This is a genomic window from Pseudomonas sp. RGM 3321 (assembly GCF_022836805.1).
GTDB lineage: Bacteria > Pseudomonadota > Gammaproteobacteria > Pseudomonadales > Pseudomonadaceae > Aquipseudomonas.
This window is the reverse complement of sequence record NZ_JALHBH010000086.1, coordinates 19,156-39,882: the sequence shown is the minus strand read 5'-3', so window position 1 is coordinate 39,882 and position 20,727 is coordinate 19,156. Positions and strand designations below refer to the sequence as shown.

Sequence of the window (20,727 nt, the reverse complement as noted above, 5' to 3'; positions counted from 1 at the left end):
CCCGGCTTCGTCTCAGGATCTTTCCAGATTGGCCAGAATCTGCGAGTGCACCCGCATGCTGACGCGCAAATCTTCCTCGCTCACGCCCTCGAACAGCTCGATACGCAGCACATTGGCGATGGTTTCAATCTTTTCAATCAGTGGCAAGGCAGTATCACTGAGCAGGATCTTTTTCGCGCGTCGATCCTCGACTACCGCCTGGCGCTGAACCAGGCCCTGCTTTTCAAGACTGTCGAGCAAACGCGCCAGAGTCGGCCCTTCGACTCCCACGCTTTGCGCAAGCTCGCGCTGGGTGGGCGGCTCGGTGAAACGGGCGAGGTGCAGCAGGACCAGCCAGCGCGCCTGAGACAGGCCAAGATCGGCAAGTCGACGATCCAGTTCGGCGCGCCAGCCCCGGGTGAGATGTCCGAGTTGCATCCCGAAACGGTGTTCATCAGTCAATGGCATAAGGAAACTCATGATTCAAACTAATTATTAGCGAGCTAAGCATGGTCCTTATGTTCAGGCAAGCGCGGGACGGTGACGTTTCGTCGCACGCCGTTATACCTCAAATTCCGATTGCAACGCCGCTCGCACGCAATACAAAACGCCCTCCGGCACCCGACCGGCAAATTGCTCGGCAATCGCCGACACCGGTGGCAGTTCTCCTTCGCCATCGAGAAAGGCATCCTGAACCTCGCCCAACAAGTCTTCCGGTAAATCCAGTGCCTGCTCGATGGATAGCTGCTGCTTGCCGATGGCCTCGGCCAACAGGGTGTAGACATTCTTTTCCGAGCACTGCAACTGGCCAGCGATCTGCGTGGGGGTCATACCGGCACGCGCCAGGCTGATCAGCTCGTGGCGTACATCGGCCACCACCCGTGGTGCTTCGGCCTTGCCACTGAGCACTTCAAGAAAGGCCTCGCCGTAACGCTCCAGCTTGCGCGCGCCCACGCCGCCCACCCTGGCCATCTCGGCCATCGATCCAGGTTTGCTGCGCAGCATTTCCAGCAGGGTCGAGTCCGGGAAAATGACGTATGGCGGCACAGCATGTTCTTCGGCCAGCTTACGCCGCAAGGCACGCAAGGCTTCCCACTGCTCGCGCTCTTCGCCGCGCACCAGTTGGCTCGCCGGGCTGCCGGAACTGCTCTTTGAAGTGGTTTGTGGCTTGAGGTCGCGGCGCAGTTCCAGAGTAACTTCGCCACGCAGCAAAGGCCGGCACGTGTCGCTCAGGCGCAAGCCGCCATAGCCTTCAAGGTCGATGTCTGCCAGCCCGCGCGCCACCAGTTGGCGGAACAACGAGCGCCATTCGGCCTCGGTGCGTGCCTTGCCGACTCCGAACACCGACAGATGCTGATGGCCGAAGCTTTCTACCTTGTCGTTGGATTTGCCCAGCAGCACATCGACCAGATGACCGACGCCATAACGCTGGCCGGTGCGGTAGATGGCCGACAGCGCCTGACGCGCAGGCTCGGTGGCATCCCAGGTCTGCACGCCATCGACGCAATTGTCGCAATGCCCACACGGGTTGGGCATGTCTTCGTCGAAATAGGCCAGCAGGGTCTGCCGCCGGCAACGGGTTTCTTCGCACAGGGCTAGCATGGCGTCGAGCTTGTGCTGCTCCAGACGCTTGTGGCGCTCGTCGCCTTCGGAGTTCTGCAACATCTGCTTGAGCATCAGTACATCTTGCAGACCGTAGGCCATCCAGGCATCGGCAGGCAGACCATCACGCCCGGCCCGGCCGGTTTCCTGATAGTAGGCCTCGAGCGATTTGGGCAGGTCCATGTGCGCAACAAAACGCACGTTGGGTTTGTCGATGCCCATGCCGAACGCGATGGTCGCCACCATGATCAGCCCTTCCTCATTAAGGAAGCGTTTCTGGTTGGCAGCACGGGTTTCCGAGGGCAGCCCGGCGTGATACGGCAGCGCGGGATAGCCGTTTTCGCTCAGAAAAACGGCCACTTCATCGACTTTCTTGCGCGACAGGCAGTAGACGATACCGGCATCGCTGCGCCGTTCGGACAGAAACGCCAGCAGCTGTTTGCGCGGCTGTTCCTTGGGCACGATGCGATAGAAGATATTTGGCCGGTCGAAGCTGGACAGAAAGCGCTCGGCGTTCTGCAGGTGCAGGCGCGTGACGATTTCTTCGCGGGTACGCTTGTCGGCGGTGGCAGTCAGCGCGATGCGCGGCACATCCGGAAACAGCTCGGCCAGTTGCCCCAGTTGCAGGTACTCAGGGCGAAAATCATGACCCCACTGCGATACGCAGTGCGCTTCATCGATGGCAAACAGGGCAATTTGAAGGTTTTGCAGGAACGACAGCATGCGCGGCTGCACCAGGCGCTCCGGGGCGAGGTAGAGCATTTTCACTTCGCCCAGGCGAATGCGGTTGGCCAGCTCACGCTGTTGCTCGGCACTGAGGGTAGAGTTGAGTGCAGCAGCGGACACACCCAGTTCATCCAGTGTGGCAACCTGATCGTCCATCAGCGCGATAAGCGGCGAGACGACCACACAGAGCCCCTCACGCAACAGCCCCGGCACCTGAAAACACAGGGACTTGCCACCACCGGTCGGCATCAGCACCAGTGCATCGCCACCGTTGGCTACACGCTCGATAATGGCACCCTGGCGACCACGAAAGCTGTCGTAACCGAAGATGTCTTTAAGTACGCGTTGTGCCTGCTCAAGCATAAAAACCCCGGAATATCCTGCTGCACTGCAAAACGGGGGAGTATACCCGAGCGCTCGAGAGCAATGGATGGCTCGGACATGAGCGGTCGAAATTAACCGCAATTGGCCTGCGCGCTGGCGCCAAGGACGCTCAGGGCCTAGAATCCAGCATCGTTTATTTTCAAGGTAGCGCTTCCATGTCCTTCGCTGAGCAATTAACCCGCCTGCAAGTCTTCCTCGATGCAGATGAACTGCACGAAGAAGCACTGGACTACGTGGCCGCTCATGGCTACCTGACCGCCCTGTCCATCTGTGCCGAAGACGTGCCGGAGCGCGAGTGGATCGACGCGCTGTTCTCCGAGCCGCCGCAGTACAGCAGCGAGGCGCAACAGACAGAAGTCGAAGCCACGCTGATTGCACTCAAGGCACACATTGCCCGTCAGCTGGCGTCGGACGAAGAGTTCGAACTGCCGTGTGATCTGGATCTGGGCGACGACCCGGATGATTCGGACCTGCGTGGCTGGTGTATCGGCTTCATGGAAGGCGTGTTCCTGCGTGAAAACGCTTGGTTCGAAAGTGCCGAGGAAGAAGTCAGTGAAATGCTCCTGCCGATCATGGTCGGTTCGGGCCTGTTCGATGAACAGCCGGAGTTCGCCGACATCGCCCAGGACGCCAACCTGATGGACGATATGATCGTGCAGATCCCCGAAGCGCTGACCGCCCTGTACCTGCTCTGCCAGGCCCCGGACGAAAAGCCGGCGATCCTCAAGCCCCGCCACCACTGAGTCGGCGCCTATGGCGCAAGACCCACCGCGCACCAGCCCTCACCGCTCGGTGCGCTATCTGCTGATAGCGGTTGGTTGGCTGAGCGTGGTACTGGGCGTCGTCGGTATTTTTCTGCCGGTGCTGCCCACCACGCCCTTTCTGCTGCTGGCCGCCGCCTGCTTCGCCCGCAGCTCTCCGCGCTTCTACGACTGGCTGGTCAACCACCCGCAACTCGGTCCGTGGATTCGTGATTACCTCGAAGGCAATGGCATCCCGCTCAAGGGCAAGGTGTACGCAATCGGCCTGATGTGGCTGAGCATCGGCCTTTCGTGCTACCTGATCGCACAACCCTGGGCAAGAGCGTTCATGCTGACCAGCGCGGTGCTGGTGACCATTTACATCGTCAGGCAGAAAACGCGCCCGCCTCGCAAATGATGCCCCGCTGCGCCCGACAGTGCCGATGCAGGCAGACACGCGGTTCAGACGATCACTTCTTTTTGTCTTTACCAAACGCCTTTTCCAGCGCCTCGTTGATAGTGCGTAACACCTTTACCCTCGCCCAGCGCTTGTCGTTGGCCTCGATCAGCGTCCACGGCGCGATTTCGGTGCTGGTGCGATCCACCATGTCACCCACTGCCTGGCGGTAATCAGGCCATTTCTTGCGGTTGCGCCAGTCGTCTTCGGTGATCTTGTAACGCTTGAACGGGATCTTTTCGCGCTCTTGAAAACGTTCCAGCTGGGTCTGCTGATCGATGGCCAGCCAGAACTTGACCACCACAATGCCTGCGTCCGTGAGCTGCTCTTCGAAGTCATTGATTTCGGCGTAGGCGCGCTTCCAGTCGGACTCGCTGCAAAAGCCCTCGACCCGCTCGACCAGCACCCGGCCGTACCACGAGCGGTCAAAGATGGTGAATTTGCCGCGCGCCGGTATCTGGCGCCAGAAACGCCACAAATAGGGCTGAGCGCGTTCATCCTGAGTCGGCGCGGCAATCGGCACGATAGCGTATTGGCGCGGGTCGAGCGCCGCTGCAACACGGCGTATCGCGCCGCCTTTGCCTGCCGCGTCGTTGCCTTCGAACACGGCCACCAGCGCATGGCTTTTCATGCGTTTGTCGCGCATGTTGCCGGACAGGCGCGCCTGCTCGGTGATGAGCTGCTGCTGGTAGTCGTCCTTGCTCAGGTGCAGGCTCAGGTCGAGGCTGTCCAGCAGGGTCAGCTCGTTGTCATGGATCGCCAGCGGGCCGACGGTCAGCGCAGCGGGCTCGGGTTCGACCTTGTTCAGTGCAGCCTGCATGCCTTCCAGCAGAAGGCGGCCAACCGTCAGGCTGCGGTAGTTGGCGTCCACGCCTTCGATCACATGCCAGGGCGCATATTCGCGGCTGGTGCGACGCAACACCCGCTCACCGAAGCGCACGAACTTGTCGTAAGTCTTGGACTGCTGCCAGTCCAGCGGGCTGATGCGCCAGCTGTGCAGCGGATCATCCTTAAGGGTTTTGAGGCGCAGCTTCATCTGCTTCTTGGACAGGTGGAACCAGAATTTGAAGATCAGCGCGCCTTCGTCACAGAGCATCTTTTCCAGGCGCTCGGCGCCGCTGATGGCTTGGTCGAGCACCGCGTCCTTGAAACGCCCGTGGACCCTGCCCTGCAACATCTGGCTGTACCAGTTACCAAAGAAAATCCCCATGCGCCCCTTGGCAGGCAGTTGCCGCCAGTAACGCCAGGCGGGCGGATGGGCCAATTCTTCGTCGGTCTGCTGATCGAAGGTGCGCACCTCGATCAGTCGCGGGTCCATCCATTCGCTGAGCAGTTTGACGGTCTCGCCCTTGCCCGCGCCCTCAATGCCGTTGATCAGCACGATGATCTGCCGACCGGCCTGCTCATGCAGGTCTATCTGCGCTTCCAGCAAGGCTTCGCGTAATTCGGGCAAAGCAGCTTCGTAGGTCTCGTCGTCAATGGCATGACCGATTTCAGCGGATTCAAACATGCACAACTCCTGATTGGGGATGGCTCAGAGAACGCCCGGTGGGCAACCCTCAGTGAGCATTCTGACCACCGATTGCAGGCATCGGTCAATCGGGGCAGCAGTGATCGCACTTTTATCCTCGCACACGGCTAAAATGCGCCCACTGCCACCGCTGAGCCTGACATGACCATTACCCGCCACGCCCGGATAGACTGGGACGAACAAGGCAACCCGCGTTCCCGCGATTTCTCCGATGTCTACTTTTCCACCGAGTCCGGCCTGGACGAGACGCGCCATGTGTTTCTGGTGCAGAACGACCTGCGCCGGCGCTTCACCGAGTTGCCGGACGACGGCAGGCTGATCATTGGTGAAACCGGCTTTGGCACCGGGTTGAATTTCCTCTGTGCCTGGCAGTTGTTCGATGAATGCGCGCCCGCCAATGCGCGCCTGCAGTTCGTCAGCGTCGAGAAATACCCGTTGAGCCGTGCCGACCTGCAACGCGCGTTGGCATTGTGGCCGGAGCTGTCAACGTTCGCTCGGCAGTTGCTCGACCATTACGTAGCCGTGCATGAAGGTTTTCAGCGCCTGATATTCGATAACGGCCGCGTGACCCTGACCCTGCTGATTGGCGATGCGCTGCAGATGCTGCCGCAGTTGGATGGGCAGATTGATGCGTGGTTTCTCGACGGTTTTGCGCCAGCGAAAAACCCGGAGATGTGGACACCCGAACTGTTTGCCGAGCTGGCGCGGCTGTCTGCACCGAACGCCACGATAGGCACGTTTACCAGCACCGGTTGGGTGCGCCGCTCGCTGAACGCAGCAGGCTTCAAAATGAAGCGGGTTCCGGGCATCGGCCATAAATGGGAAGTGCTGCGCGGCGCGTTTATCGCGTGGCCAGAGGACGTGGCGCACCCGGCTGCTGCCAAGCCCTGGTTCGCCCGCCCCGCTCCGATTAGCGGCGAGCGCAAGGCGCTGGTAATCGGTGCTGGGCTGGCAGGCTGCGCCACCGCGCAGAGCCTGGCGCAGCGGGGTTGGCAGGTCAGCCTGCTGGAGCGCCACGCCGCACCCGCGCAGGAAGCATCCGGCAACCCGCAGGGCGTGCTGTACCTGAAACTATCGGCGCATGGCACAGCGCTTTCACAGTTGATCCTCAGCGGTTTTGGCCACACCAGAAGGCTGCTTGAACGCTTGCAGCGCGGAGTCGACTGGGACGCTTGCGGGGTGCTGCAACTGACCTTCGATGACAAGGAAGCGCTGCGTCAGAAACAGCTGGCCGATGCTTTCCCCGAATCTCTCCTGCACCTGCTCGACCAGCCTGCGGCCGAAGCACAGAGCGGCGTTGCGCTGAACAGTGGCGGGCTGTTTTACCCCGAGGGCGGCTGGGTTCATCCGCCAGCCTTGTGCAATGCGCAGGTCGAGCACCCGAATATTCGTCTGATTGCCCATCATCAGGCGTTGGAACTGCGACGTGTGGAAGGTCAATGGCAGGCCTGGAACGCAGAGCAACTGATCGCCAGCGCGCCGGTCGTCGTGCTGGCCGGGGCGGCGGATATCAAACAGTTTTCGCAGAGCGCCGATTTACCGCTCAAACGCATCCGCGGGCAGATCACCAGCCTGCCGCAGACAAAGGCGAGCGCAATATTGAGCACCGTGGTCTGCGCCGAAGGTTATGTCGCGCCCGCGCGCCTCGGCGAACATACGCTGGGGGCCAGTTTCGATTTCAACAGTACTGACCTGACCTCTAACCTGGCCGATCATCTGGACAATCTGGAGCTGTTGCGGGAGATTTCAGAAGACCTCACTTCGCGCCTCGATACTGCCGATTTGTCGCCCGAGCAATTGCAGGGTCGCGCAGCCTTTCGCTGTACCAGCCCGGATTACCTGCCCATCGTCGGTCCGCTGGCCGACCGCGAGGCGTTCATGCAGGCCTATGCCGCGCTGGGCAAGGACGCACGTCAGGTGCCGGACGTCGCCTGCCCGTGGCTGGACGGCCTGTACGTCAACAGCGGCCACGGTTCACGCGGGCTGATCACCGCGCCGCTGTGTGGCGAACTGATCGCCGCTTGGCTCGATAACGAACCCCTGCCCTTGCCGCGCAGCGTCGCCGAAGCCTGTCACCCCAACCGGTTTGCCCTGCGCGGGTTGATTCGCGGCGGCGGGAAGTAGCTTTATGATTGTCGTTCGGGAATGCTGGTCGCGACGCTTTGCGTAGCAAGAGGACGCAGAGCATCCTGAACGGCATGGCGACGCGGAGCGTCGCACGATAGCTGATATCTGGTCGCGACGCGCTTGCGCTCAGGCGCTACTCTTTTAACTTAGTCAGAACCATTGAGCCGCTCATGCTGCAAGTGCGAAACGTATTCAAGCGCTACACCACGGCACTGGGGCCGCTGAATGTATTAAGGGGCGTGGACCTGCACCTGACACAGGGCGAAAGCCTGGCGTTGATGGGCGAATCCGGCAGTGGCAAAAGCACCTTGCTGCATCTGGTCGCGGGCCTTGATCAAGTCGATGACGGCAGCATCGAGATTGCCGGCCAACGCCTGGACCTGATGAGCGAAAGCCAGCTGGCGAACTGGCGGCGGACTGAAATCGGTCTGGTGTTTCAGCAGTTCAACCTGATCGGCAGCCTGAAAATAGCTGACAATCTGGCTTTCCAGGCACGACTGGCCGGGCGATTCGATGCAGTCTGGCAGACGCACTTGATCGAGCGTCTGGGTCTGGGCACGCTGCTGAATCGCTATCCCGAGCAACTGTCCGGCGGACAACAGCAGCGGGTAGCGATAGGCCGCGCCCTCGCCTCTCGACCCGGTCTGCTGCTGGCTGACGAACCCACCGGCAATCTCGACGAAGCCACCAGCGACGAGGTGCTGCAACTGCTGCTGGATATCCTCGCCGATAGCCCTACCAGCCTGCTGATGGTCACCCACAGCCCGCGCGTGGCGCAGCGGCTGTCGCGTAAAGTGGTGCTGCATATGGGGCGTCTGGCTGACGAAGGCGAAGACTGATGCGGGTTTTCTATTGGACGCTACGCGCCCTGCTGAGCCACTGGCGACGTCACCCCGTGCAGTTTTTCAGCGTGCTGACCGGCCTGTGGCTGGCCACCGCGCTGCTCACCGGTGTGCAGGCGCTCAATAGCCAGGCGCGGGAAAGCTACCAACGGGCCAGCCAGTTGATTGGCGGCGAGCCGCAGACCACCATCGCAGCGCCTGGCGGCGGGCTGTTTGCTCAGAAACTGTTCGTCCAGCTACGCCTTGAAGGCTGGCCGGTGTCGCCAGTCATACGCGGACGAATCACGCTTAAGGGACTGGAAAGCCAGCGCTTGCAATTGCTCGGCATCGAGCCGCTGACGTTGCCGAACAGCACACTGGCCGGACAGACACTGGACTCCGATCAGGTCGTTGATTTTCTCACCCCACCGGGTGCGACCTGGGTATCACAGCAGACCCTTGAGTCGCTCGGCCTTGAAGAGGGCCAGCAGCCACTGGACGAAAATGGCGTTGCCTTGCCGCCGCTGCGCGTCAAACCGGATATGGCCCCCGGCGTGCTGCTCACTGACATCGGTTTTGCTCAAGCATTGCTCGGCCAGCCCGATGAATTGTCCGGCCTGCTGCTGCACAAGGACTTCGCGGCACGCAACCCGCAGTTGCCGACAGCGCTGAACGGTCAGTTGGTCATCAGCAAGACGGGGGAAGAAAACAACCTGCAACGGCTGACAGAAAGCTTTCACCTGAACCTGAGCGCCTTGGGCGTTCTGTCGTTTGGAGTGGGCCTGTTTATCGTACACGCTGCCATTGGCCTGGCACTGGAACAACGCCGCAGCCTGCTGCGCAACCTGCGTGCCTGTGGTGTCAGTGCGCGAATGCTGATTACGGCCTTGAGCGTCGAACTGGGCGCCATGGCCCTGCTCGGGGGTGTACTGGGAGTGGTCAGCGGCTACTTGCTGGCCAGCTTGTTGCTGCCGGATGTCGTGGCCAGTTTGCGCGGTCTTTACGGTGCCGAAGTCGCTGGTCAACTGAACCTCAGCCTATGGTGGTGGCTCAGCGGCATCGGGCTGAGCCTGCTTGGCGCACTGCTGGCCGGCATCAACAGCCTGTTGCGTGCGGCACGCCTGCCCTTGCTTGCCTTGGCGGATGCCCAGGCATGGCAACAGGCTCATGCACGCTGGCTGCGGCGACAAGCCTGGGTTGCAGCCGCCGGAGCGCTCGTCGCAATAATGGCTTTGCTGTTCGGCAACAGCCTGTTACTGGGTTTTGTGTTGATGTCCGCGGTGTTATTCAGTGCAGGGCTCGGCCTGCCGGTACTGCTGGATGCCATGCTCGGCGGCCTGCTGACACGCAGTCGTTCGGTACTGGGGCAATGGTTTCTAGCCGATTGCAGACAACAACTGCCCGCGCTAAGCCTGGCATTGATGGCCTTGCTGCTGGCGATGGCGGCCAATATCGGCGTAGGCAGCATGACCTCGGGCTTTCGCCAGACCTTCAATAGCTGGCTGGAGCAGCGGCTGACTGCCGAGCTCTACGTTAGCCCGCAAGACCCGACGCAGGCTCACCCCTTACAAACCTGGCTGAGCCAGCAAGCACACATCAGCGCAGTGCTACCCAACTGGCAAGTAGCGGTGCAGGTTCAGGGATGGCCCGCCGATCTGTTCGGCGTGGTCGATCACACCACCTACCGCCAGCACTGGGAGCTGCTTGAATCAGTAAAGGGTGATCCGTGGAGTCTTCTGCGTGACGGCGATACGGTGATGCTCAGCGAACAACTGGCGCGCCGTCTCAAGCTGACGCTCAACGATACGTTGAACATCCCCGTGCCCAGCGGCCAATGGACCCCGCGCATCGTCGGGATCTACGCCGACTATGGCAACCCCAAGGGCCATCTGCTAGTCAACGAAAAACACCTGCTCGCCCACTGGCCGCAACTGAACCCGTTCCGTTTCAACCTGAGGGTCGATCAGGCAGCGATTCCGCCTCTGGTGAAGCAACTGCAAGACCGCTTTGCGCTCGACGAGAATCACATTGTTGATCAAAGCCAGATCAAGCGTTGGTCAACCCAGATCTTCGAACGTACATTCTCAGCCACCGCCGCCCTCAATAGCCTGACGCTGGGTGTGGCGGGCGTGGCGCTGTTCATCAGCCTGCTGACCCAGAGCCAGAGTCGCCTCGGGCAGCTCGCGCCGTTGTGGGCATTGGGCGTGACACGACGGCAACTGATGTTGCTCAACCTGGGGCAAACCTGGCTATTAGCCCTGCTTACACTGGCATTCTCCATACCGCTGGGCCTGATGATCGCGTGGTGTCTGGATGCGGTGATCAATGTTCAGGCGTTCGGCTGGCGCCTGCCACTGCAAGTCTTCCCGCTGCAATTGCTGCAACTCATGTCTCTGGCAATACTGGCAACCCTGCTGGCGTCAGCCTGGCCGCTGCTGAAGCTGCATCGCAGCCGCCCAGCGGATTTACTGAGGACCTTTGCCGGTGAACATTAAGTGGCTGATGCCATTGGCGGTCGCGGTGATGCTCGTCGCCTGCGATGACAAACAGCAACCCGAAAGCGGTTTCGCCGGGCTGGGCAATGAAGCCGATGCCTACACGCAGGTCAAACCGGGCCGGGTATTTTCCTTCCCCGAGGACCACGGCCAGCACCCTGGCTTTCGCATTGAATGGTGGTATGTCACGGCCACGCTGAAGGACGACGCTGGCCAGCAGTTTGGCGTGCAATGGACCCTGTTTCGCAGCGCCCTGCGACCCGGCACACAGACCGGCAGTGGCTGGAACGAAGGCACGATCTGGCTGGGCCATGCAGCAGCCACATCGAGCAGCGGTCATTACGTGGCAGAACGTTACGCACGGGGTGGAGTCGGCCAGGCAAACGTGACGTCGGCGCCCTTCTCGGCGTGGATCGACGATTGGGCATTCACCAGCACAGCTCAAACCGGAGACCCGCTCGCATCGATGCACCTCAAGGCAAGCGGCAAGGACTTCCGCTACGACCTGCACCTGAACTCCAGCAAGCCACTGGTGTTGCAGGGCGAACAAGGCTACAGCCAGAAATCGGAAGCGGGCCAGGCGTCGTACTACTACAGCCAGCCATTCTTCGACGCCAAAGGCAGCGTGGTAATTGAAGGAAAAACCTATCAGGTCACCGGTAACGCCTGGCTGGACCGGGAGTGGAGCAGCCAGCCACTGACCGCCAATCAGAGCGGCTGGGACTGGTTCTCGCTGCAACTGGCAGACGGCGACCGTCTGATGCTATACCGCATCCGTCACAAAAAAGGCGACCCGTACCTGACCGGCAACTGGATCAGCGCCGATGGCACCACCCGGATGCTGCACGCCAACGAGATCAGCCTGGAGCCACTGAAAGAAACATTGATCGGCGAGCATAAGGTGCCCACCCGCTGGAGAGTCAGGGTCCCCGGCAAAAACCTGGACATCACAACCGATGCGCTGAACCCGGCCGCCTGGATGGGCGTGAGCATTCCCTACTGGGAGGGGCCGGTGAGGTTCAGCGGGAGTCAGGGAGGCGTGGGGTATCTGGAGATGACCGGGTATTGAGCACTCCGATTAGCCGTCATGCCCGGCCCAGTTTTTCCAGCGCCGCGTCGGCCAGGAAGGTGGAACGACTCTTGATGCTGTGATCCCGTACATAGCGATCGATCTGCTTGATCACGAAACCAGGCAGTGTGACGTTGACCTTCTCCGTCTTACCAAGATAAGGCGTTACGTCAATCTCGATCATACCCCAGCCCATTCCGGCGAAATCGGCATTCCTGGCGTGCTCGGCAACAGTGCCGGCCTTGGGTATGGTTCCACCACCAGTTGCTATTTCCTGCAGCATGATATGAGCAATCTCCACCGCCGCGGCGTGGGCTTCCTCGAACGTATCGCCTGCGGTTACGGCACCTGGGATATCGGGAATCTGGATACCAAACGCCGTGGTTTCGCTTCCCCATTCTATGCACATTGGATATTTCATTTTTTTCTCCAAAAGGGTATCAGGGCAAAACTGGACTAAACCAGCCCGGCAAGCTTTTTGATGGCCCGCACCGTTCCGAATGGCAAGTCTTTCTTGGGATGCGGCACGGGGACTGTCTGAAGTTTTTTCAGGATGCTTGAACATATGGTGACTGCCCGAAACACGATCCAGAACCCATCCATCTGCTTCAAGCTCCTTTATCAATTGCCTGCTCTGCACCCCCACCTCCAGTCATTCGACTTAAAAAATATAACCCTGGGCGTATGTTAAGACAATACAAAAAAGGCACTCAGAGTTATCTTTTTTATTCCTTCACAACTTATTTCGCGAAGGCTAGCCCGTGTTTGCCTGGCTCGACGAGGGAGCCAGCCAATGCAGCCAAACCAGCTGAAAACAAACGCTTATAACTTTTTGATCTAAAACTACCATGCCCCCACTGGGTCAGTTTCTGGGTGACTGCACTTTCTCAGTCACCTCCCCAACGGAAACCCGGTAAGGACTTATGTGCGGATTAGCAGGTGAACTTCGTTTTGACCATCAACCAGCGGACCTAGCCGCTGTTGAACGCATTACCCATGAGCTGGCGCCTCGCGGCCCGGATGCGTGGGGGTTTCACAGCCAGGGGCCGGTTGCCCTTGGTCATCGCCGTCTGAAAATCATGGACCTGTCGGATGGCTCGGCGCAGCCGATGATCGACAGTCACCTGGGCTTGTCCATGGCCTTCAACGGTGCGATTTATAACTTCCCGGAATTGCGTGCCGAGTTGGAAAGCCTTGGCTATCAGTTTCATTCCGATGGCGACACCGAGGTGTTGCTCAAGGGCTATCACGCCTGGGGCGCAGACATGCTGCCCAAGCTCAATGGCATGTTCGCCTTTGCCATCTGGGAGCGTGACAGCAAGCAGCTGTTCATCGCCCGTGACCGCCTCGGCGTAAAGCCGTTGTACCTGTCGAAAACCGACAAGCGCCTGCGCTTCGCGTCTTCGCTGCCTGCCCTGCTCAAGGGTGGTGATATCAGCGGAATGCTTGATCCAGTGGCGCTCAACCATTACCTCAACTTCCACGCCGTGGTGCCTGCACCGCGCACGTTGTTGGCGGGCGTCGAGAAGTTGCCGCCAGCCAGCTGGATGCGCATCGACGCCAGCGGCAAGGTCGAGCAGAAAGTTTGGTGGACCCTGCCTTACGGCCCTCATGAAGACGAGAAAAACCTCACGCTCGAAGACTGGCGCGACCGCGTACTGGACAGCACCCGTGAAGCGGTGGCGATTCGTCAGCGCGCTGCGGTGGATGTCGGCGTGCTGCTTTCCGGCGGTGTCGACTCCAGCATGCTGGTCGGCCTGTTGCGGGAAGTGGGGGTCGAAGACCTGTCGACCTTCTCCATCGGCTTTCAGGATGCCGGTGGCGAGCGTGGCGACGAATTTCAGTATTCCGACCTGATCGCCAAGCATTACGGCACACGCCACCATCAGTTGCGTATTCAGGAAAGCGAGATCATCGAGCAGCTGCCTGCGGCGTTCCGCGCCATGAGCGAGCCGATGGTCAGCCACGATTGCATCGCCTTCTACCTGCTGTCGCGTGAAGTGTCCGAGCATTGCAAGGTAGTACAGAGCGGCCAGGGCGCTGACGAACTGTTCGCCGGTTACCACTGGTACCCGCAAGTGGATGGCGCGAGCGACCCGGTTGCGGCCTACCGCGATGCCTTTGTCGACCGCAGCTACGCCGAATACGCCGAGACGGTGCAGCCGAAATGGCGCACAGCCAACGACGCAGCCGGTGATTTCGTTCGCGATCACTTCGCCCAGCCCGGTGCCAGCGCGGCGGTCGACAAGGCGCTGCGCCTGGACAGTACGGTGATGCTGGTCGATGACCCGGTCAAACGAGTCGACAACATGACTATGGCCTGGGGCCTGGAAGCGCGTACGCCGTTCCTTGACTACCGTCTGGTCGAGCTGTCGGCTCGCATCCCGGGTAAATTCAAGCTGCCCGACGGTGGCAAACAGGTGCTGAAAGAAGCCGCGCGTATGGTCATTCCTTCGGAAGTGATCGACCGCAAAAAAGGCTACTTCCCAGTCCCAGGCCTCAAACACTTGCAGGGCGACACGCTTAACTGGGTGCGCGAACTGCTGACCGACTCCAGTCAGGATCGCGGCCTGTTCAATCCGGCCATGGTCGATAAGTTGCTGACCAACCCCGAGGGCCAGCTCACGCCATTGCGCGGCTCCAAGCTGTGGCAACTGGCAGCGCTGAACCTGTGGCTCAGCGAACAAGGACTGTGATTGATGAAACAGAACGCGACGACTTATAGCCAGCGCCTGTTGCGTGGCCAGTCGCCCTCGTACGAACGTCTGCAAGCGCGCCTCGCCGAAGATGGCAGCCAGATAGATGCAGAGCCTTTGGCGCTGCACTGTGGCTGGGGTCGCTTGCTGATCGGTCACACTTACCCTGATCCGGCAGCATTGGCGCAGGATCTGCTCAACGAAAAGCCAGGCGAGCGTGACATTGCTCTGTATGTGGCTGCGCCGCAGCAGGTATTGGCGCAATCGCCGCAGCAGCTGTTTCTCGACCCGTCGGACACGCTTCGTCTGTGGTTCAGCGACTACCGACCAGCGCACCGGGTGTTTCGCGGGTATCGCATACGCCGGGCGCACAATGAAGCCGACTGGCAAGCCATCAACAACCTGTATCTGGCACGCGGCATGTTGCCTATCGACCCGGCCCTGCTTACCCCTCGCCATGAAGGCGGCCCTGTATATTGGGTGGCCGAAGATGAGGGCAGCAATACGATCATCGGCAGCGTCATGGGCCTTAATCATCAGAAAGCCTTCAATGACCCGGAAAAAGGCAGCAGCCTCTGGTGCCTGGCGGTTGACCCGCAATGTACGCGGCCCGGTGTGGGTGAGGTGCTGGTACGGCATTTGATCGAGCACTTCATGAGCCGAGGTCTTAGCTACCTTGATCTGTCGGTGTTGCATGACAACGATCAGGCAAAGGCGCTGTACGCCAAGCTGAATTTCCGCAACCTGCCGACCTTCGCCATCAAGCGCAAGAACGGCATCAACGAGTCATTGTTTCTCGGCCCTGGCCCGCAGGCGGACTTCAATCCATATGCGCGAATCATCGTAGAGGAAGCCCATCGTCGTGGTATTGACGTGCAGGTGGATGACGCCGATGCCGGCCTGTTTACCCTCAGCTACGGCGGTCGCCGTATCCGCTGCCGCGAGTCGTTGAGCGATTTGACCAGCGCAGTGAGCATGACCCTGTGTCAGGACAAGAGCCTGACCCATCGTACGTTGAAGGCTGCCGGTCTGCGCTTGCCCGAGCAGCAACGGGCAGGCAGTGCAGATGACAATCTGGCGTTTCTTGAAGAGCACGGGCAAATCGTGGTCAAGCCGCTGGATGGCGAGCAAGGCCAGGGCGTTGCTGTTGATCTGCGGACCATCGAAGACGTTCAAAGCGCTATCGAACAGGCCCGTCAGTTCGACACGCGCGTCATTCTGGAAAGCTTTCATGAAGGCCTCGACCTGCGCATCGTGGTGATCGGCTTTCAGGTGGTGGCTGCAGCGATCCGTCGTCCGGCTGAGGTCATTGGTGATGGCCGCCATACCATCAAACAGTTGATCGAGGCCCAGAGCCGTCGCCGCGCCGCCGCGACCGATGGCGAAAGCCGTATTCCGATGGACCAGGAGACCGAGCGCACAGTGCGCGAGGCCGGCTTTGACTATGCCGATATCCTGCCAATGGATCAGCGTCTGGCTGTGCGCCGCGCTGCAAACCTGCACACTGGCGGCTGCCTGGAAGATGTCACGGCCATTCTGCACCCGGTGCTCAGCGATGCAGCAGTACGTGCAGCGCGGGCGCTGGACATCCCGGTCGTCGGCCTTGACCTGATGGTGCCGGCCGCCGATCAGCCCGAGTACGTGTTCATCGAAGCCAATGAACGCGTGGGCCTTGCCAACCACGAACCGCAACCCACCGCCGAACGTTTCGTCGATCTGTTGTTTCCGCACAGCCTGCCTGTGCATATCTGATCGCAGTTGCGGGCACAGGCTGTAAAAGGGCTATCAGCCCTTGCAGCCTGTGGCTTGCAACTGTTCCATAAGGAGCATCCATGACCCCTGCAAATATCCCCGATCCGGATCTGAAATACCTGCAGAAAGTTCTGTTGGAAATGCTCGCGATTCCAAGTCCGACCGGTTTTACCGACACTATCGTGCGTTACGTGGCCGAGCGTCTTGAAGAACTGGGCATCCCGTTCGAGCTGACCCGCCGCGGCACGATCCGCGCCACGCTCAAGGGCAAGCAGAACAGCCCTGACCGTGCGGTATCGGCGCACGTGGACACCATCGGTGCCAGTGTTCGGGAAGTCAAGGACAATGGCCGCCTGGCGCTGGCGGCAGTCGGTTGCTGGTCAAGCCGGTTTGCTGAAGGCAGCCGGGTCAGTGTATTCACCGACACGGGTGTGATTCGTGGCAGCGTCCTGCCGTTGATGGCGTCCGGTCATGCGTTCAACACCGCCGTAGACGAGATGCCGATCAGTTGGGATCACGTCGAGCTGCGTCTGGATGCCTACTGCACTACACGTGCCGACTGCGAATCGCTGGGCATCGGCATCGGCGACTTCGTGGCGTTCGACCCGCTGCCGGAGTTCACCGAAAGCGGCCACATCAGCGCACGCCATCTGGATGACAAGGCCGGTGTCGCGGCGCTGCTTGCAGCGCTGAAATCCATTGTCGACAGCGGCGCCGAGCCGTTGATCGATTGTCACCCGCTGTTCACCATCACCGAAGAAACCGGTACGGGCGCAGCAGGCGTATTGCCCTGGGACGTAAGCGAGTTCGTCGGTATCGACATCGCGCCTGTTGCACCGGGCCAGCACTCCAGTGAGCATGCGGTGAGCGTGGCGATGCAGGACTCGGGCGGTCCGTATGACTACCATCTGTCCCGCCACTTGCTGCGTCTGGGCGTGGAGAACGAACTGCCAGTACGCCGTGACCTGTTTCGCTATTACTACAGCGATGCGCATTCGGCAGTGACTTCGGGGCACGACATTCGCACTGCCCTGTTGGCCTTCGGCTGCGACGCAACTCACGGGTATGAGCGTACGCACATCGATAGTCTGGCGGCGCTGAGCAAACTGCTGGGTGCTTACATATTGAGCCCACCGGTGTTCGCCAGCGATGCCAAACCGGCCCAGAGTTCACTGGAGCGGTTCAGCCATCAGATCGAGCATGATGCGCAGATGGAATCCGACACCCGTGTGCCACCGGTCGACAGCCTGATCGGGCAGAATCGCGAGGAGAGTTGAGGGCCTGTGAATTGCGGTGCCTGGCACCGCAGTTCTATCATCGCTGCTCATCGACACGAGAACCGTCATGCTGATCCCCTACGACCAACTGGAACCCGACACCCTCACCCGCCTGATCGAGGATTTCGTCACGCGTGAGGGCACTGACAATGGCGACGAGACGCCACTGCAAACCCGCGTACTGCGCGTGCGTCATGCGCTGACCAAGGGCCAGGCGGTGATCTTTTTCGATCTTGAGAGCCAGCAATGTCAGTTGATGCTCAAGCACGATGTGCCCAAGGAGTTTTTTGAATAACCTTGAGCGGGCCTGAATCGGGTTTTCAATAAAGCGAACAACGTCGCCTATTGAAGTGGCGTTGTCGCTTGTTGCGAAAGTTTTTTGGCGATGCGCTTGTAGACCTCGGCTCGGTGAACCTTGACGTCTTTCGGGGCATTGATCCCGAGCCTGACCTGATTGCCGTTGATACCCAGAATCTGCACGGTGATGTCATCACCGATTGAAAACGTTTCGCCGATTTCCCGCGTCAGTACCAGCATTTTCCCCACCCTTCTCGTTGCGTAAAAAGGCAGGGTGCATCGCGAAATCGAGCGCTTCAATGCGCTGATGGCAAATCAGTAAAGCCCTTCAACCGCATCGGAAAAGACTGAAGGAAGCGTCTTACTTTCTAGCCAAATCTGTAGGAAATATCGTTGGCAGCTGCAATTTTTCATGCAGCAGACCAGCGCGGGCCCAGCAGAATGATGGTCGCGCCAATCACGCAGAAAGCCAGACCCAGCCAGTCCGTGCCCAGCGGCCTGACCCGCTCGACCAGACCCAGCCAGGCAATCGACGCGACGATGTAAATCCCGCCATACGCCGCATAGGCCCGGCCTGCATAGGCAGCTTCCACACGTGTCAGCAACAGCGCGAACAGTGTCAGACTGATGAGTGCCGGAATGACCCACAGCGCGCTTTTGCCTTGGCGCAGCCATAGCCAGAAGGCATAGCAGCCGAATATCTCGAACAGTGCTGCGAGAAAGAACCACAGGTAATTGAGCACGATGGACTCGCTGAAAGGGGCTTAAAAGAGGGGCGTAACCCTATCAGAAAAAAGCGCGGTCATGACCTTGATGACCTTGAACACGCAACGCGGCGCCACTCAAGAGGACGCAGAGCGTCCGGAACGGCATGCGACGCGGAGCGTCGCACGATAGTGAAATGTTCGCGTCCGCTTCCGGGCGGCGTCAGGCGTGCCCTTTCTGCGCCTTGGCGCGCATCTTTGCGCACATGACGGTCATTTCGTCATACATCGCCTGTGGCTGTTTGCGTTTCAAGTCCCAAGCCATTCGGCCTTCTTCGTGGGGCAGGATCATGAACTCGCCTTCGGCTACCTGCCTGAAGATGTAGTCGGCAATATCTGCGGCAGTGATCGGTGACTTCTCCAGCAGTCTGCCGATCTGCGCTTTCATGGCAGGTGTCGGGCCTCGAAATGAATCCAGCAGGTTAGTCTGAAAGAACGACGGACAGACCACATGCACGCCGACGCCCTGATCATGCAGTTCAACCAGCAGGCTTTCGGAAAGCGCTACAACCCCTGCCTTGGCGACGTTGTAATTGCTCATGGCCGGGGCCTGCATTAGCGCCGCCATCGACGCAATATTGATGATTTTGCCTTTGCTGGCCTGCAACATAGGCAAAAACGCCTTACAGCCTTTGACCACTCCCATCAGGTTGATCGCGATCTGCCAGTCCCAGTCTTCCAGCGACAGTTCGTTGAAGAAGCCACCCGATGCTACACCCGCGTTATTGACGATGATGTCGATGCCGCCCAGTCGCTCTTCACATGCCTGAGCAAACGCCGTGAGCTGACTATAATCGCGAACATCGCAACGCTGAACGAACCCTTCACCACCCGTCTCGCGCACCAGCGTCAGGGTCTCCTGCAGACCGGCATCGTTGATGTCCGACAGCGCCAGCCGCCAGCCTTCGCGCGCCCAGCGCAGTGCAATTTCACGACCCAGACCTGAGCCGGCGCCAGTAATCATGATGCGGTTTTGCATAGCCGAGTGCCTTGTGATGTGCAGGAGTTGCCTGAGTGTAATCACAGCCGGGGCCCTATAACCCCACCATCAAGGCGCTGAATGCCTGGAGCAAACCCGCAGCTTATGAATGCCGCACACGTGATACAAAACGCATCAACAACAGGCCGTACACCGACACATTGACCAACAGCACAATGCCCCCCAGCCACAGCTGTATGCCCGGCGTAAGCCCGGCCGGGTAGATCAGCGGAATCAGGTAATGCTCGACGAAGCCGCCGTCATATCCCTGCTCACCGGCTGTGCTGCGCAGTGTGTTTTCCAGCGGTGTCAGCGGGCAATACAGGTGCAGAAACTCGACCGCAGCCCCCCACGCAGCTGCCGGAACGTGCAGTAATGCCAGCCACGGCCTGCTCACTACCAGCAGACCGCCGAAGAGGACGAATACGATGAACAGTAGATGAAACGCGACCACGGCATCTGCCGCCACTCGATAAAGCATCTGCGTACCCTCTGCTGGACTTCAATCAGGTTACCTGTGCAAATCAGCCGAGATTTTTCACGTCTTTTAGTTCAATTATTTTTAAGACCATTTTAGGCATTTTCTGTCAACTAGAACCGAATTATTGTCCGACAAAAACACATCAAGCCCATGATTTTAATGATTTTTCAGATATGTAAGAAATTATTAAAAATAGATGAAACCTTTCCTGAGCGACCGCAGTCGGATGAGTCAGGCAGGCAAACTCAATACCATTGGGTATGAAAGTTTGTACTGCATCGGTTAACTAACTTAAATGAAAGAGGGAACTCGTCATGGGCATCGGCACTATTCTTATCATCGTTCTGATTCTGTTGCTGGTTGGCGGTCTGCCGGTATTCCCGCACTCGCGCAGCTGGGGCTACGGTCCGTCGGGTATCATCGGTACTATTCTGGTGATCCTGCTGATTCTGGTATTGCTCGGCAAGATATAACCTGTTGCTTCAAACAGCAGGCATAAGCCCCGCCTCTCCAGGCGGGGCTTTTTTTATGGCCCATGAAAAAGCAGCCC

The 20,727-nt window shown here is 59.6% G+C and carries 19 protein-coding genes and 1 pseudogene; 11 read left to right on the top strand and 9 right to left on the bottom strand.

Translation table 11 applies throughout. The annotated features are described in order from the left end of the window. Window positions 1-12: 12 nt before the first annotated feature. Together RGM3321_RS03170 and recQ are read right to left on the bottom strand one after the other, a co-directional pair. Window positions 13-447: a MarR family transcriptional regulator gene (locus RGM3321_RS03170; protein WP_002552570.1), complete on the bottom strand. Its 435-nt coding sequence runs from the start codon at window positions 445-447 to the stop codon at window positions 13-15. Window positions 448-540: 93 nt separating this feature from the next. Next, window positions 541-2,670 (bottom strand): DNA helicase RecQ, encoded by a 2,130-nt coding sequence (gene recQ, locus RGM3321_RS03165; protein ID WP_005746239.1) that lies wholly within the window; start codon window positions 2,668-2,670, stop codon window positions 541-543. A 176-nt stretch (window positions 2,671-2,846) separates the two neighbouring features. Between recQ and RGM3321_RS03160 the strand changes: the two genes are divergently transcribed. Further along, window positions 2,847-3,434: a YecA family protein gene (locus tag RGM3321_RS03160; protein WP_002552569.1), complete on the top strand. Its 588-nt coding sequence runs from the start codon at window positions 2,847-2,849 to the stop codon at window positions 3,432-3,434. Between the two features lie 10 nt (window positions 3,435-3,444). Then, window positions 3,445-3,849: a YbaN family protein gene (locus RGM3321_RS03155; protein ID WP_244391573.1), complete on the top strand. Its 405-nt coding sequence runs from the start codon at window positions 3,445-3,447 to the stop codon at window positions 3,847-3,849. 52 nt (window positions 3,850-3,901) lie between these two features. On the opposite strand, the gene pap is transcribed toward RGM3321_RS03155, so the two are convergent. Beyond that, entirely contained in the window at window positions 3,902-5,398 is a 1,497-nt protein-coding gene (gene pap / locus RGM3321_RS03150) for a polyphosphate:AMP phosphotransferase (protein ID WP_004664251.1), read from the bottom strand. 162 nt (window positions 5,399-5,560) lie between these two features. Here pap and mnmC point away from each other — a divergent pair, with 162 nt between their 5' ends. From mnmC to RGM3321_RS03130, 4 genes are all read left to right on the top strand, one after another. Beyond that, entirely contained in the window at window positions 5,561-7,543 is a 1,983-nt protein-coding gene (gene mnmC / locus RGM3321_RS03145; RefSeq protein ID WP_244391571.1) for a bifunctional tRNA (5-methylaminomethyl-2-thiouridine)(34)-methyltransferase MnmD/FAD-dependent 5-carboxymethylaminomethyl-2-thiouridine(34) oxidoreductase MnmC, read from the top strand. Between the two features lie 173 nt (window positions 7,544-7,716). Then, window positions 7,717-8,385: an ABC transporter ATP-binding protein gene (locus tag RGM3321_RS03140; RefSeq protein WP_244391569.1), complete on the top strand. Its 669-nt coding sequence runs from the start codon at window positions 7,717-7,719 to the stop codon at window positions 8,383-8,385. Further along, window positions 8,385-10,862: an FtsX-like permease family protein gene (locus tag RGM3321_RS03135; RefSeq protein ID WP_244391568.1), complete on the top strand. Its 2,478-nt coding sequence runs from the start codon at window positions 8,385-8,387 to the stop codon at window positions 10,860-10,862. Before RGM3321_RS03140 ends, RGM3321_RS03135 begins: the two co-directional genes overlap by 1 nt. Further along, complete coding sequence (locus RGM3321_RS03130) at window positions 10,852-11,931, top strand: lipocalin-like domain-containing protein (protein WP_244391566.1); 1,080 nt, start codon at window positions 10,852-10,854, stop codon at window positions 11,929-11,931. The genes RGM3321_RS03135 and RGM3321_RS03130 overlap by 11 nt, the downstream gene beginning before the upstream one ends. A 16-nt stretch (window positions 11,932-11,947) precedes the next feature. Here the strand turns inward: RGM3321_RS03130 and RGM3321_RS03125 are convergent, their stop codons facing one another. Together RGM3321_RS03125 and RGM3321_RS03120 are read right to left on the bottom strand one after the other, a co-directional pair. After that, window positions 11,948-12,352 carry a type II toxin-antitoxin system HicB family antitoxin gene (locus tag RGM3321_RS03125; protein WP_244391564.1) on the bottom strand — a complete coding sequence of 135 codons (405 nt, stop codon included), beginning with the start codon at window positions 12,350-12,352 and terminating at the stop codon, window positions 11,948-11,950. A gap of 35 nt (window positions 12,353-12,387) precedes the next feature. Then, window positions 12,388-12,571, bottom strand: a pseudogene (locus RGM3321_RS03120) (type II toxin-antitoxin system HicA family toxin). Between the two features lie 283 nt (window positions 12,572-12,854). On the opposite strand from RGM3321_RS03120, the gene RGM3321_RS03115 reads away from it, so the two are divergent. The 4 genes from RGM3321_RS03115 (at window position 12,855) to RGM3321_RS03100 (ending at window position 17,951) form a co-directional block, all read left to right on the top strand. Next, window positions 12,855-14,627, top strand: coding sequence for an N-acetylglutaminylglutamine amidotransferase (locus RGM3321_RS03115; RefSeq protein ID WP_244391562.1), 1,773 nt, complete (start codon window positions 12,855-12,857; stop codon window positions 14,625-14,627). A gap of 3 nt (window positions 14,628-14,630) precedes the next feature. Next, complete coding sequence (gene ngg / locus RGM3321_RS03110; RefSeq protein ID WP_244391560.1) at window positions 14,631-16,379, top strand: N-acetylglutaminylglutamine synthetase; 1,749 nt, start codon at window positions 14,631-14,633, stop codon at window positions 16,377-16,379. A gap of 80 nt (window positions 16,380-16,459) precedes the next feature. Next, window positions 16,460-17,656, top strand: a complete 1,197-nt coding sequence (locus RGM3321_RS03105; protein ID WP_244391559.1) for an osmoprotectant NAGGN system M42 family peptidase — start codon at window positions 16,460-16,462, stop codon at window positions 17,654-17,656. A 67-nt stretch (window positions 17,657-17,723) separates the two neighbouring features. Beyond that, a complete protein-coding gene (locus RGM3321_RS03100; protein ID WP_003314533.1) occupies window positions 17,724-17,951 on the top strand; it encodes a YheU family protein in 228 nt (75 codons plus the stop codon). Window positions 17,952-17,998: 47 nt separating this feature from the next. Here the strand turns inward: RGM3321_RS03100 and csrA are convergent, their stop codons facing one another. From csrA to RGM3321_RS03080, 4 genes are all read right to left on the bottom strand, one after another. Then, a complete protein-coding gene (gene csrA, locus RGM3321_RS03095) occupies window positions 17,999-18,193 on the bottom strand; it encodes a carbon storage regulator CsrA (RefSeq protein WP_244391557.1) in 195 nt (64 codons plus the stop codon). Between the two features lie 170 nt (window positions 18,194-18,363). Continuing rightward, window positions 18,364-18,696 (bottom strand): YnfA family protein, encoded by a 333-nt coding sequence (locus RGM3321_RS03090; RefSeq protein WP_011168084.1) that lies wholly within the window; start codon window positions 18,694-18,696, stop codon window positions 18,364-18,366. Window positions 18,697-18,880: 184 nt separating this feature from the next. Next, window positions 18,881-19,696: an SDR family oxidoreductase gene (locus RGM3321_RS03085; RefSeq protein WP_244391556.1), complete on the bottom strand. Its 816-nt coding sequence runs from the start codon at window positions 19,694-19,696 to the stop codon at window positions 18,881-18,883. Between the two features lie 103 nt (window positions 19,697-19,799). Beyond that, the gene (locus RGM3321_RS03080) at window positions 19,800-20,177 is read right to left on the bottom strand and encodes a DUF2784 domain-containing protein (protein WP_244391554.1); all 378 of its coding nucleotides are present in this window, start codon (window positions 20,175-20,177) and stop codon (window positions 19,800-19,802) included. Between the two features lie 314 nt (window positions 20,178-20,491). Here RGM3321_RS03080 and RGM3321_RS03075 point away from each other — a divergent pair, with 314 nt between their 5' ends. Then, a complete protein-coding gene (locus RGM3321_RS03075; protein ID WP_002552554.1) occupies window positions 20,492-20,650 on the top strand; it encodes a DUF3309 family protein in 159 nt (52 codons plus the stop codon). Window positions 20,651-20,727 lie beyond the last annotated feature (77 nt).